Annotated in this window: 9 protein-coding genes and 1 pseudogene; 4 read left to right on the plus strand and 6 right to left on the minus strand. The window is 71.7% G+C overall.

Annotated features, from left to right (window positions below; all coding sequences use genetic code 11):
• Positions 1-415: 415 nt before the first annotated feature.
• The 4 genes from G6038_RS23385 (at position 416) to G6038_RS23400 (ending at position 3,009) form a co-directional block, all read left to right on the plus strand.
• The gene (locus G6038_RS23385) at positions 416-898 is read left to right on the plus strand and encodes a hypothetical protein (RefSeq protein ID WP_165040178.1); all 483 of its coding nucleotides are present in this window, start codon (positions 416-418) and stop codon (positions 896-898) included.
• A gap of 117 nt (positions 899-1,015) precedes the next feature.
• Positions 1,016-1,537, plus strand: coding sequence for a hypothetical protein (locus G6038_RS23390; protein ID WP_165040180.1), 522 nt, complete (start codon positions 1,016-1,018; stop codon positions 1,535-1,537).
• A 2-nt stretch (positions 1,538-1,539) separates the two neighbouring features.
• On the plus strand, positions 1,540-2,115 hold the full coding sequence (locus G6038_RS23395) for a YdeI/OmpD-associated family protein (RefSeq protein WP_165040182.1): 576 nt from the start codon (positions 1,540-1,542) through the stop codon (positions 2,113-2,115).
• 21 nt (positions 2,116-2,136) lie between these two features.
• Positions 2,137-3,009, plus strand: a complete 873-nt coding sequence (locus G6038_RS23400) for a sucrase ferredoxin (protein WP_346772894.1) — start codon at positions 2,137-2,139, stop codon at positions 3,007-3,009.
• 58 nt (positions 3,010-3,067) lie between these two features.
• Here G6038_RS23400 and G6038_RS23405 read toward each other — a convergent pair whose 3' ends face one another.
• The 6 genes and pseudogenes from G6038_RS23405 to G6038_RS23430 all read right to left on the minus strand — a co-directional run bounded on the left by G6038_RS23405 (position 3,068) and on the right by G6038_RS23430 (position 12,187).
• On the minus strand, positions 3,068-5,056 hold the full coding sequence (locus G6038_RS23405) for an SDR family oxidoreductase (protein ID WP_165040184.1): 1,989 nt from the start codon (positions 5,054-5,056) through the stop codon (positions 3,068-3,070).
• A gap of 32 nt (positions 5,057-5,088) precedes the next feature.
• The gene (locus G6038_RS23410; RefSeq protein WP_165040186.1) at positions 5,089-7,212 is read right to left on the minus strand and encodes an efflux RND transporter permease subunit; all 2,124 of its coding nucleotides are present in this window, start codon (positions 7,210-7,212) and stop codon (positions 5,089-5,091) included.
• 57 nt (positions 7,213-7,269) lie between these two features.
• The gene (locus G6038_RS23415; RefSeq protein ID WP_346772895.1) at positions 7,270-8,853 is read right to left on the minus strand and encodes a multidrug ABC transporter permease; all 1,584 of its coding nucleotides are present in this window, start codon (positions 8,851-8,853) and stop codon (positions 7,270-7,272) included.
• Positions 8,850-9,767, minus strand: coding sequence for an ABC transporter ATP-binding protein (locus tag G6038_RS23420; RefSeq protein WP_165040188.1), 918 nt, complete (start codon positions 9,765-9,767; stop codon positions 8,850-8,852). Before G6038_RS23420 ends, G6038_RS23415 begins: the two co-directional genes overlap by 4 nt.
• 10 nt (positions 9,768-9,777) lie before the next feature.
• Positions 9,778-11,315: pseudogene (locus tag G6038_RS23425) on the minus strand (multicopper oxidase domain-containing protein).
• A gap of 197 nt (positions 11,316-11,512) precedes the next feature.
• Positions 11,513-12,187 (minus strand): ScbR family autoregulator-binding transcription factor, encoded by a 675-nt coding sequence (locus G6038_RS23430; RefSeq protein WP_165040190.1) that lies wholly within the window; start codon positions 12,185-12,187, stop codon positions 11,513-11,515.
• Positions 12,188-12,434 lie beyond the last annotated feature (247 nt).

Raw genomic sequence — 12,434 nt, forward strand, 5'->3', positions numbered from 1 at the left:
GTCGCGTGACGTGCGGGCGCGCCCCCGTCGCGTCGACGAAGAAGCATCCGAGGGCGGGGAAATCCGTCGTTCGGACGTGGTCGATTCGTCCGCGTGGATCCCAGGGTGTGGGTGTCGATCGAACGCCTCCCCTCCCGTGTCGACGCGCCGAACCCTCTTATGTGATGCAGATCACAATTGCCACCTCCGTGAGCCCCGGCCGGGGTCCGAGCGGTCTCGAATCCGCAGGATGAGACGTCATGGGGGCATCGTTGTGGTGTCGGTTCGCCGATGACGGTTTAGCTCCCACGGACTAGGGGAATCGTGTCCGGTTGCCTTCCTTCCGGGTGCGGCGGCATCTCGCGAGGGAGGGTTGCGCAACCGAACATGATTGATACCGTCCGAAACGCCTACTTCTTCGACGAGAGGAGCGCACATGCGCAGCACGACGAGACGACTCGCTGCCACCGTGATTGCCGCGGGTGTCGGCGTCGGACTCGGTGGCGGAGTAGCCGCAGCCGAGCCCGAAGGTGGAAAGCGTGAAGGCAATGTTCAGTACTGGGCACAGGGCAAAGACGACTGCTCCGTTGATTTCACGATCAAGAACACGACCGCCCTCGAGAACTTCACCATCGACTTTGTCATCGACGAGGAGGTGCCGACCGGCACGGACTACGGCACCGGTCCCACCGGCCGCCTGGCCGGACTGAAGTCCGTCCCCAACGACACCGTCACTTACAACGTGAGGCTCGGCACGATCGAGCAGCTTCCGACGCTGCCGAATCCGTTGGCGGACTCGCATGTCGTCAAGTACCGGATGATCCTCGGCCCCGAGCAGGACTACATGGATATCGGCAAGTGGCACCAGACAACGATCCGTGGCTGCAACCCGATCAGCAGCGGTTCCGCCGGACTGTGACGGCCGCTCGGCAGCGCGACCGAGGGAAGCGCTGACCCCGTGAAGCGGGCGTCCGGTCGGATCGATCGAGCGGTCCGACCGGACGCCGCGCTTCCGAGTAGCCGCTACGATCGCCGCATGGCATGGACCGCGTCCGACCGACGACTGCTGGCCGCCGCCGCGGTATTCGCGTTGTCCCAGGCGAACATCGCCCGCGTGCTCGGCCCCGCCACGTCGGCGGTGGGACGGATCCAGACCGCCTTCTCCGCGGCGACGTACCGCACCGTTCTCGACGGACTCGACGCGGACACCGTCCTGCGGTATCGCCGGCACTACTACTGGGATATGGTGCATCCCTTGATCTTTGCCATCGCGTTGCAGACCGGTGCGCGCTCGCTCGCCGAGCATCGGCCCGTGCCCGCACGCATCCGCCGCGTTCTCGCCGTCGCTCCGGCGGTGGCTGCGGCGGCGGACTACGGCGAGAACGTCGCGGGGCTGTATCTGCTCGACCACCGTGACCACATCGCCGACCCCACCGTCCGGGCGGCGACGACGGTCAGCACCGTCAAGTGGGTGCTCGCGCTCGGCTCTCTCACCTACCTCTCCCAGGGTTTCCTGCGCCTGTGGACGCGGGCGGGCCTGCGCCGGCTGGGGAGATGATCATGGCCGACGATTTGCCCGTCGAGTACTTCCCCGACCGGGAGTCCTTCGCCGCCTGGCTGCGTGAGCACCACACCGACTCGCCCGGCATCTGGGTCAAGCTCGCCAAGAAGGGATCGGCGCATCCGTCGGTGACCTACGCCGAGGTGGTCGAGGAACTCCTGTGCCACGGCTGGATCGACAGCCAGGCACGCAGGCTCGACGACGACTTCCGGCTGCAGCGCATCACCCCGCGCCGGGCCCGCAGTCCCTGGTCGCAGCGCAACCGGGCGCTCGCCGAACGGTTCGAGGCGCAGGGCCGGCTCGCTCCGGCCGGGGCCGCCGAGGTCGCCCGCGCCCGCGCCGACGGCCGCTGGGAGCGCGCCTACGCCGGCCAGGCGACCGCGCAGGTGCCGCAGGACTTCCTCGACGCCCTCGCGGGCAATCCCTCGGCGCAGGCCTTCTACGACACGCTCGACGGCCGCAACCGGTACGCGATCGCGTACCGGCTGCAGGCCGCGCAGCGCCCGGAGACCCGGGCACGCCGCATCGAGGCCTTCGTGCAGCAGCTCGCGGAGGGTCGTCGTTTCCACGACTGACTGGACGGACACAATGGGCGGGTGAGTCCTGTCTTTCCTCCTGCCTGCTCGGCAGCCTCCGCGCTGGACGAGCCCCTGCCCGGCACCGCGGCGACGGCCCCCGGCTGGGTGTGCCTCGAGATGCCGTCCGGCTGGGGGCGCGACGTCCTCGACGGCACCGCTCTCGGCCCCGGTCTCGCCGGCGAGTTCTCGGCCGCGGCCGACGCCGCCGGCGTGCGGCTGCTGTTCATCCGCCGGCCCGGCCGTGACACGTCGCGTCCCGGCGACGGCCGCACCGTGCTCCTGGCCCGCTCCGAGCCGGGCGGCAGCTGGTGCGAGCGGCTCGAGGTCGGGGAGCCGAAGGAACTGCTCGACCTGATCCCGCGCGTCGTCGCCGGACCGGCGCCCGGCCTCGGCCGGGCACAGGACCGGCCCGTCGCGCTGGTGTGCGCGCACGGCAAACGGGACCGGTGCTGCGCCGTGCTGGGGCGCCCCGTGGCGGCGGCGCTGGCCGCGGAGTTCGGCGACGACGTGTGGGAGTGTTCACACACCGGCGGGCACCGGTTCGCCCCGTCGCTGATCCTGCTGCCGACGGGCTACACCTACGGCCGGCTCGACGTCGCGCAGAGCCGGGACGCTCTGGCGGCCGCCGCTCGCGGCGAGGTGTATCTGCCGGGGTTGCGGGGGCGCAGCAGCTGGTCCGCGGCCGGGCAGGTCGCCGAGATCGCGGTGCGCGAGCAGGTGCCCGCGGATGCCGACGCGCTCGTCGTCGACGAGGGCGACGCCGCAGCGGTGGTGCGGCACCGCGACGGTCGCCGCTGGCGCGTGCGGATCGAGACCCGGCAGTTGCCACCGCGTCCGGTCAGCTGCGGCGCCGATCCGAAGCCGGTGCGACCGCTGGTGGCGGTCCTCTAGCGGTGTGTCCTTCGGGCGGTCCCGGCCGCCCGAAGGACACACCGGCGGCGCAGCCGCCTCACCAGTGCACGCCGGGCAGCAGCCGGCCGATCCGGCGCAGTATCGCAGGATTCGGCAGCACCGGACGGGACAGCGTCCGCGGCTGCGGGGGCGCGCCGGCGGAGGCGGACTGCTCGCCGCGTGCGGCGGGCGCGTCGGGGTAGGTGTGGTAGTAGAGCGAGAACATCCGGTCCCGCAGGCCCGGCGCGAAGATACCGCCGAGCTCGCCGAGGGTGCCGATCGGCACGTCGATGCGCTTGGGCCGTTCGACGAGGGCCCGGACCACCATCCGCGCGGCGTCCTCCGGGCTGATCGCCGGACCCGGGTTGTACGCCCCGCTGGGCTCGATCATGGGTGTGCGCACGAGCGGCATGTGAATGGTGGTGAAAGTGATTCCGTCGTCCCGGGTTTCGGAGGCGGCGACGTCGGCGAACCCTTCGAGCGCGGACTTGGAGGCGATGTACGCGGCGTATCGCGGGGTGCGGGCCTGTACCCCGGCGGTGCTGATGTTCACGATGTGCCCGAACCGGCGTGCGCGCATGTGCGGCACCAGGGCCAGGGTCAACCGCACCGCGCCGAAGTAGTTGACCGCCATGGTGCGTTCGAAGTCGTGCAGCCGGTCCGTCGAGTGGTACAGCCCGCGCCGGATGGAGCGTCCCGCGTTGTTGACGAGCATGTCGACGTGGTCGTGCTCGGCGAGGACCGCCTGCACGGTGCGCTCCACCGCCGCCGAGTCGGTGAGGTCACACGGATACGCGTACGCGCTGCCACCGCCCGCGCGGATCGCGGCGACGACCGCGTCGAGTTCCTCGGCGCGACGAGCGAGGGCGAAGACCACGGCACCCTCGCGGGCCGCGGCGATCGCGCTCGCCCGTCCGATCCCCGAGGAGGCACCCGTGATCAGCACGTGCCGTCCCACGAGCGGTCCACGCGGATCGTCGCGTCGGGCACGGTCGGGGTCGAGGTGCTCGCGCCAGTAGCGCCACAGCACCGCGGCGTAGCCGGCGAACTCGGGCGGCGTGATGCCGCTGCCGCGCAGGGCTTCCCGGGTGCTGCGGTCGGCGAACCGGCTCGGGAAGGTCAGCTGGCCGAATACGGCCGGTGGGATGCCCGTCCGTCGCAGTACGAGGCGGCGGGCGGTGTTCAGGCCGGGAAGCGCGGTGATCGACAACAGCGGACGTACCAGCGCGCCGGGCACGCCGGCGACGGGAACGGGGGCCCCGGCCGCGGCGGCCAGCGCCGCGAACACCTCGCGGACCGGTTGCGGGCGGGAGACGAGGTGGAAGGTGCGCCCGTCCAGTCCGGGACGATGCATCAGTTCGACGATCGCGGCCGCGACGTAGTCGACCGGCACCAGGTTGGTGTCGCCGAGGTCGGGCAGGACCAGCGGCAGCCGCGACGGCAGCGCCGCCAGCGCAGCCAGTGCCGGAAAGAAGTAGTAGGGGCCGTCGATCTTGTCGATCTCGCCGGTGGTGGAGCTGCCCACGATCGCGGACGGCCGGTAGATGCGCCGGCGCACCGGGCTCGCCCGGACCGCCTTCTCGGCCTCGAACTTGGTGCGGTGATAGGGCGACGGGAAGTGCTGGCCCAGGTCGAGGTCGTCCTCGGCGAACGTGCCGCGGTGGTCACCGGCGACGGCCACGGACGAGACGTGGTGCAGGGTCGCGCCCAGCTTCTCCGCGAGGGCGATCACCGCGCGGGTGCCCGCCACGTTCGTGGCGGCCTGCTCCTCTCCGGCGGCGAGATCGTAGATCGCGCCGAGATGCAGGACGTGCTCGGCCGGCGGAATCGTCGCGGCATCGAGCCCGAGTCCCGGCTCGGTCAGATCGCCGAGCAGCGGGTGCAGCCGGGTCCCGCCCTCCAGGCGCGCGGCGAGGGCCTCGAACTTCGGCAGCGACGCCGGCCGGACCAGCACATGGACGTCGGCGTCCGGGTGGGTCGCGAGCAGGTGCCCGAGCACGTGCGTGCCGAGGAAGCCGGTGCCGCCCGTGACGAGGTACGTGGCCATGGGCCGAACCTACTGCAAGGTAAGAACGGATTCTAGTGTCCGATGCCGACCTTCGCGTGCACCCGCTTCATCCACGCCGGCGCCCACCAGTTCGCCTCGCCCATCAGTTTGACCAGCGACGGCACCAGCAGCATCCGCACCACTGTCGCGTCGATGATCAGCGCGAGGATCATCCCCACACCCAGGAACCGCATGATCGACAGGCCCGAGATCGTGAAGGCGCCGGTCACGACGATCAACAGCAGCGCCGCCGAGGTCACCACCCGGCCGGTGCGTTCGGTGCCGAACCGCACCGCCTCCTCCGTGCTCGCCCCGTCGGCCCGTGCCTCCACCATGCGCGACATGAGGAACACCTCGTAGTCGGTGGACAGGCCGAACACCACCGCCAGGATCAGCACCACGAAGCTCGGCTCCAGCGGGCTGGGGGTCACGCCGAGCAACTCCGCTCCGTTCCCGAGCTGGAACACCCAGGTGAGCACGCCGAACGTGGCCGCCAGGCTCAGGCCCGCCATCGCCACCGCCTTGAGTGGCAGCACCACGGACCCGAACGCCAGGAACAGCAGCACGAGGGTCGAGAGCACCATGATCGCGATCATCGCCGGCATCGACCGCGCTATCGCGGCGTTGCTGTCGTCGACCATCGCCCGGCCGCCACCGACGAGCAGGCCGGTGCCCGGCGGGGGCGGCAGATCCCGCAGTTCCCGGACGATCTCGCCGGCCCGCGGCGTCTCCTCCACGCCCTGTGCGTACAGCGCCTGCAGCACCACGACGTCGTTCCGCGACGCGACGGTGACGGTCTGCGCGACGCCGTCCACGTCCGCCGCCGCCCGGGACACCGAGGTGACCGCGGCCGGGGCGGGCCCGGAGCCCTCGTCGCCCCTCAGCACGAGCGTGACGCCGTTGCCGGTGGAGGGGAAATCGTCGAGCAACGTCTGGGTGGCGGCACGCGCCGGGTCGCCCGCCGGCAAGGCCGTGTACTCGATCTCACCGAAGGAGGCGCGCAACAGCGGCGTGGCGAGCAGCAGCAGACCGGCGGTGATGGTCACTGCGACCAGGGCCGGCCGGCGCATCACCTTCGTCACCACCGACCCCCAGAAGCGCCGGGCCCGGGCCTCGCCCCGCCGCGCGGCGCCCTCCCGCCACGTCAGCGCGTTGATGCGGTGCCCGAGTATCGCCAGCAGCGCGGGGATCGCGGTGAGCGAGAGCACCGCCGCGCTGAGCACCGCGGCGATCGCGCCGAGGCCCAGCGAGCGCAGCAGCGCTTGCGGGAATACGAGCATTCCGGCGAACGCGCACATCAGCAGCAGCCCCGAGAACATCACCGTGCGGCCCGCGGTGAGCACGGTGCGACGGGTCGCGGTGGCCGGGTCGGCACCCGAGTCGAGTTCCTCCCGGAAGCGGCTGACGATGAACAGCCCGTAGTCGATCGCCAGGCCCAGCCCGATGAGGGACGTGACGTTCAGCGCGAAGGAGCTCACGTCGGTGTACATCGTGAGCAGACGTAGCGTCGCGAGGGCGCTGAGGACGGCAAGGACCCCGACGAACACCGGGACCGCCGCCGCGACGAGACCGCCGAAGATGAACACCAGCAGCACCAGCGTCACCGGCAGCGCAATCGCCTCCGCGAACAGCAGATCGCGCTCGAGCCGGGTGGTGAACGCGACGCCGACGACCGAGTTCCCCGCGAACTGTGCGTCGACGCCGGGCACCTCGAGCTTCGGCAGCAGGCCCTGGAACGTGGTGACGGTGATCTCCGAGCCGGGCTCGAGGGTGACGGCCGCCGCCGCGCTGCCGCCGTCCTTCGACAGCAGCAGCTGCTTCGCCGGCGGCGCGGCCGACCAGTAGGAGTTGATCGCATGGGTGGGAACCTCGGCGGCGAACCGGTCGAGCACCGCGGTCACCTCGGGTCCGATGTCGGCGACGGTGCGCCCGGGCGGCGGGGTGTAGATCGCGATGATGTCGGCGGTCTGCGGGCCGAAGTTGTCGTCCACGATGTGCTGCACCTCGGCCGATTCGCTGCCGGGATCGTAGAACCCACCCTGCGAGAGCCGGCCGAACACCCCGGTGCCCCAGACCCCGGCGAGCACGACGACGAGGACGGCCAGGCCGAGCACCCACCAGCGCCGGTCGGCGACGAATGTGGCCCAACGGTTCATGTGGTGCTCCGTTCGCGGTGACGACCCGATGCTCCGCGACTGTAGTGGGGACGGTCCTCAGCCGACGTCCCGGCGCCGGAACCCCGCGAACCCCGCCGCGACGCACAGCGCGGCCACGGCGGTGAGCACGGCGAACCCGAGCCACTGCGGCGGCGCGGCCGTCACCACCGGCACGTGCCGGAACGGGCTGATCCCCAGGATCCAGTTCCACAACCGGAACAGCGGGCCCAGGATCGTCAGCGCGAACGCGGCGACCACACCGAGCCAGCCGAGCATCCGCGCCTGGGGCCGGGCGCCGATCACCGCGACCGCCAGCCCGACCAGCACCCACACCGCCGGAATCGTCACGAGCGCCTGCCGGATCAGATCCCCGGCCGGAATCTGTCCACCCCGGGCCGACGAGACGTACGCGAACAGCGTCGCGCCCACGAGCAGCGCCGCCGCGGGGGCGAGCAGCGCGATCCCGGCGTGCGACGCGAAGTACCGGGTCCGGGTCAGCGCCCCGGCCAGCACCGGTTCGACCCGCAGCGCCAGTTCCTCGGCGCGCAGCCGCATCATCACCTGGACCCCGAACACCGCGGCGACGATGCCCATCAGCTGCAGCATCGTCACCACGAAACCGAACACGAGCGAACCGCGGCCGCTCCCGAGCAACGACCCGAGCGCCGGGTTGTCGGCGAAGACATCGGCGAACGTGGTGGACATGAATCCGAACACCACCCCGAGCGCCACGAACACCGTCGCCCACGCGGCGAGCGCACCGCGGTGCAACCGCAGCGCCAGGCCCCACACGCTCGTCCCCGCGCCGCCGTCCGCGGGCCCGGGCGACGGCGCGATCACGCCGACCCCGAAGTCCCGTCGCGCCTGCACGACGAACGCGACCAGCAGCAGCACCGCCGTCAGCGCCAGGCAGGCCGCCAGCGGCCACCAGTCGTTTCCCGACGCGGGACGGACCTGCTGCACCCAGCCGAGCGGGGTCGTCCAGATCGCCCATCCGTCCGGAGTGGTCACGTCGACGTAGGCGCGGATCAGCAGGCAGGCTCCGAGGATCCCGATCGCCAGGGTGTTGGCGGTGGGGGCGTACGAGCCGAGCTGGGCGGTGACCGCCGCGAGCGCACCGAACACCAGCCCGGACGCGGTGAACGTCGCGGCCAGCGTGATCGAGTTGGCGACACCGCCGCCGGCGAGGATCGTCGCGCCCGCACAGACGGCACCGAGCGCGACGGAGGCCAGCGCCGCCCAGGCGACGGCCGTCGCCAGCCGGGCCTGGCGGCCGACGACGCCCGAGGCGATGAGCTCGGCCTGGCCCGAATCCTCGTGCGCGCGGCTGTTGCGGGTGACGGCCAGGATCGCCATCAGGGCCGCGAAGAACGCGCCGAGCGCCCCGGCCCGCCACGCGTTGAACCCGTCCGCGTACGTCAGGTCCCGCGCCGGACCGAACACGACCCGCAGAGCCGGGTTCGCGCCGAGCGTGGCATCGAGGGTGCGCCGGCTCGCCGCGTCCGGGAACACCCAGCCGTAGGCGAGGACCGACGACACCGACAGCGCCGTGATGAGCACGATCCACGGCGCGACGTTGCCGCGGTCCTGCTCGGCGGTGGCCCGCAGCAGCGGCCGCATGCCCGTCAACGATGCCGTCACGTCGGGGCCTGCCCGTCCCGGCCTTGCGGGTGATAGTGCCGCAGGAACAACTCCTCGAGCGACGGCGGCGAGACGGTGACGCTGCGGATGTCGTAGCGGCCCAGCGCCGCGAGCACCGGGCCGGCGCGGCCGTGCTCGACCGCGCAGTGCACGCGGGGGCCGTCGATCCGCACGTCGTGGATCCCGGGCAGCGTCGTCAGCGCCGTCGGGTCGGCCACGGGCGCGGCGAGGACCGCGTCGATCGTGGACCGCAGGTCCGCGCGCATGTCCTCGAGGGTGCCGGTCTCCACGACCCGGCCGTCGCGGATGATGCTCATCCGGTCGGCGAGCGCCTCGACCTCGCTGAGAATGTGGCTCGACAGCAGGACCGTCCGCCCGCGCTGCTTCTCCCGGGCGATCTCGTCGTGGAACACCGCGGACATGAGCGGATCGAGCCCCGCGGTCGGCTCGTCGAGCAGCAACAATTCCACGTCCGAGGCCAGCGCCGCGACGAGCGCGACCTTCTGCCGGTTGCCCTTCGAATAGGTGCGGCCGCGCTTGGTCGGATCGAGTTCGAACCTTTCGAGCAGGTCCGCGCGGCGGCGCCGGTCGAGCCCGCCGCGCAACCGGCCGAGCAGGTCGACGGCCTCGCCGCCGGTCATGCCGGGCCACAGACTCACGTCGCCGGGCACGTAGGCGAGCCGCCGGTGCAGGCGCACCACGTCGCGCCAGGGGTCGCCGCCGAGCAGTTCGACGTGCCCGGCGTCCGGGCGGAGCAGTCCCAGCAGGACCCGCAGCGTGGTGGACTTGCCGGCGCCGTTGGGACCGAGGAAGCCGTGCACCTCGCCGGTGGCGACCTCGAGATCGAGGTCGTCGAGCGCGGTGAATCGTCCGAATCGCTTGACCAGTCCCTCGATCCGGATCGCGGACGTCATGGGACGCACGCTACTCGTGGAGTGCGGTGTGGGCGGCCGGTTCGTGCGGCGCGCTCGGCTCTTCGCCCGGTGCGACGACGAACTGCCCCATCATGCCGTTGTCCTCGTGCCGGAGCAGATGGCAGTGGTACATGTACGGCGTCGCGGGGCCGGGGCGGCCGGCGAACCGCATCAGCAGCCGGACAGTGTGCCCCGGCGCGATGTACACGGTGTCCTTCGGGCCGGACAGCGCGGGATGGCCGTCGCCGAGGACGCGGAAGCTCGTGCCGTGGATGTGGAAGTTGTGGATCGTGCCGCTGCTGTTGCGGACCTCCCACACCTCGGTGGCGCCGGCGGCGACGGTCTGGTCGATGCGGGCCATGTCCATTTCGCGGCCGTCGATGGTGCCGGAGCCGGTGAGATCGATGTGTCGCGTGACGGTGGGTGTGCCGAGATCCGCGTGGGTGGTCGGTTCCCCGGGCACCGGTGCACTGGGCGCGAGAGTGTGCGCGGCACGCAGTTCGAGGATGTCGAACCTGTCGTCACCGCCGGAGAACCGGGTCTGCCAGAAGTCCGCGCCCAGGTCCGGCGCCGTGCTGCGGAGCACGGTCGTCGTGCCCGCGGGCAACGCGACGACGATCTCGGCGCGTTCGCCGGGGGAGAGCTGGATGCGGCGCATCGGCGCCGGACGTTCGAGCAGGCCGCCGTCGGTGCCGATGAGCAGGAACGGCAGGCCGGCGTCGAAGGAGAAGTTGTAGACGCGGGCGTTGGAGGCGTTCGCAGCCGCAGCCGGACCCGCTCCGTGACGACGTCGAGGTAGGGCCGCGGGGTGCCGTTGACGACGATCTCGTCGCCGAGGAGCCCGACGGCGGCGAACATCGCGGCGCCGGTCTCGAGCTGGTCTCCGTCGAACCGCTTGTTCTGCACCACGAGTGGGATGTCGTCGATCCCGTATCGATCGGAGAGGGCCGGGCCCCCGGCCGGGTCGTCGAGCAGGAACATTCCGGCGACCCCGCGGTAGACGTGGTCGGCGGTGGTGCCGTGCGGGTGCGGGTGGTACCACAGCGTCGCGGCGGGCTGGTCGATCGTCCACTGCGGACTCCACGTCGCACCCGGGGCGATCGGCTGGTGCGGGCCGCCGTCCATTGCGGCCGGCAGGTGCATGCCGTGCCAGTGCAGGGTGCTTGCCTCGCCGAGATCGTTGGTGACGTTCACCCGGACGTGCTCGCCGCGCCCGGCACGCAGCGTCGGCCCCAGGTACGACCCGTTCACGCCCCAGGTCCGGGAACCGGGACCGCGACCGATGTCCGTGGTTCCGCGCTGCATGGTCAGGTCGAACACGCGGACCCCGTCGGGCGTGACCGTGCTCTCGGCGAGCGGTGGGATGTTCAGCGGACGGTCGAAGGTGACCTGCCCGGTGGTGTCGACCACCGTCGAGTTCCAGGCGTGCACGACGACGCCGGCAGCGATCGCGGTGAGGACGACGATCACGGCGACGACGGCGCCGGAGAGTTGCAGCAGTACACGCTTCACGAGATCGATACTGCTGGGGCGGGGGCGGGCGCACATCCGGGCGCACACCGGAAATCGGAATGGGGGACAACCCCGAGGGGACCGGCGCGCCGGGGTGCTCCCGGCGGACCGAACGGGAGGTTCCTGCGACGAGCGGGCGGTTGCCGGGCCCGCTACTCGGCCGATGCCGCGAGAACCGCCTTCTCGTCACGAGTTCCTCCCGGTGGCTTCGCCCCGTCGGGTGGGGGAACGCGTCAGCGTGCTGCGCGGATAGCCGGGATCCGGTCGTGCCGATCGGCACGGACGATGCCGGGCAGCAACAGTTCCCACATCTGGTCGAGGCGTACCTCGAGGTCCGCGCGGCCGGCGAGGACCATCGACAGGAGATACACCCCGGCGACGGCGGAGACGAGGAACCGGGCGTGCGCTTTCGGGTTCAGTCGGGTACTCAGCTCGCCCTCGGCTGCCGCCCGTCGGAACAGGCCCTCGAACACTGTGATCCAGCTCCGGTAGGCCTCGGGATCGGCGCGCTCGTACTCGCCGGTCAGCCGCAACCCGGCCTGGACGATCAGGTCCTCGGCGAACAACCGGCCCAGCGCATGGGTGAGCGCGACGAGCTGCTCGAGCGCCGGGGCGTCGGTGTGCAGGACCACGCCGATCGTGGCGAGGGTGCGCTGTTCCTGTTCGGTGATCAACGCCTGGACCAGGGCGTCCTTGGTGGGGAAGTGGAAGGTCAGTGCGCCCTTGGTCACTTCGGCCGAGGCTGCGGCCTCGGCGAGGGCCGTGCCGTTGATGCCGTTGTCGGCGAACAGCTGCGCGGCGGCGAGGAGGATCTGCTGTCGTGTCCGGATCGCGCGCTGCTGGGCCGGGCGCCCGGCCGGGGTCGCTGCCGATTCGACGGTCGCTGCACCGACGGAGTCCCGGGGCATCACCACTCCTCGCTTCGTCGGCCGCCCTGCGTGACCGGGTGGGGACGGGGGTGATCCGTTCGGTACGGCCCCCGAGCCGGCCCGAACGGAACATCACCCTCCGCTCCCTGCGGTGCAACCGGAGGCCCGTCCGTGCCGCGGCGCACGCCACGTCCCGGAGGTCTGTCCCTGGATGCGCTGTCAGCATACCACTGGAAAACCAGTCGTCCGGTTTCGCGACTTCGCCTGCGCCGGTGGTCGTCCGGCC

The organism is Rhodococcus sp. 14C212 (genome assembly GCF_011058195.1).
Taxonomy (GTDB): Bacteria; Actinomycetota; Actinomycetes; order Mycobacteriales; family Mycobacteriaceae; genus Rhodococcus; species Rhodococcus aetherivorans.

Bases quoted from the DNA above. Each gene is read 5' to 3' on its own strand.
- G6038_RS23410 (WP_165040186.1), bottom strand. From the start codon at position 7,212: ATGAACCGTTGGGCCACATTCGTCGCCGACCGGCGCTGGTGGGTGCTC.
- G6038_RS23430 (WP_165040190.1), bottom strand. From the start codon at position 12,187: ATGCCCCGGGACTCCGTCGGTGCAGCGACCGTCGAATCGGCAGCGACC.
- G6038_RS23395 (WP_165040182.1), top strand. From the start codon at position 1,540: ATGGCCGACGATTTGCCCGTCGAGTACTTCCCCGACCGGGAGTCCTTC.
- G6038_RS23390 (WP_165040180.1), top strand. From the start codon at position 1,016: ATGGCATGGACCGCGTCCGACCGACGACTGCTGGCCGCCGCCGCGGTA.
- G6038_RS23385 (WP_165040178.1), top strand. From the start codon at position 416: ATGCGCAGCACGACGAGACGACTCGCTGCCACCGTGATTGCCGCGGGT.
- G6038_RS23405 (WP_165040184.1), bottom strand. From the start codon at position 5,056: ATGGCCACGTACCTCGTCACGGGCGGCACCGGCTTCCTCGGCACGCAC.
- G6038_RS23420 (WP_165040188.1), bottom strand. From the start codon at position 9,767: ATGACGTCCGCGATCCGGATCGAGGGACTGGTCAAGCGATTCGGACGA.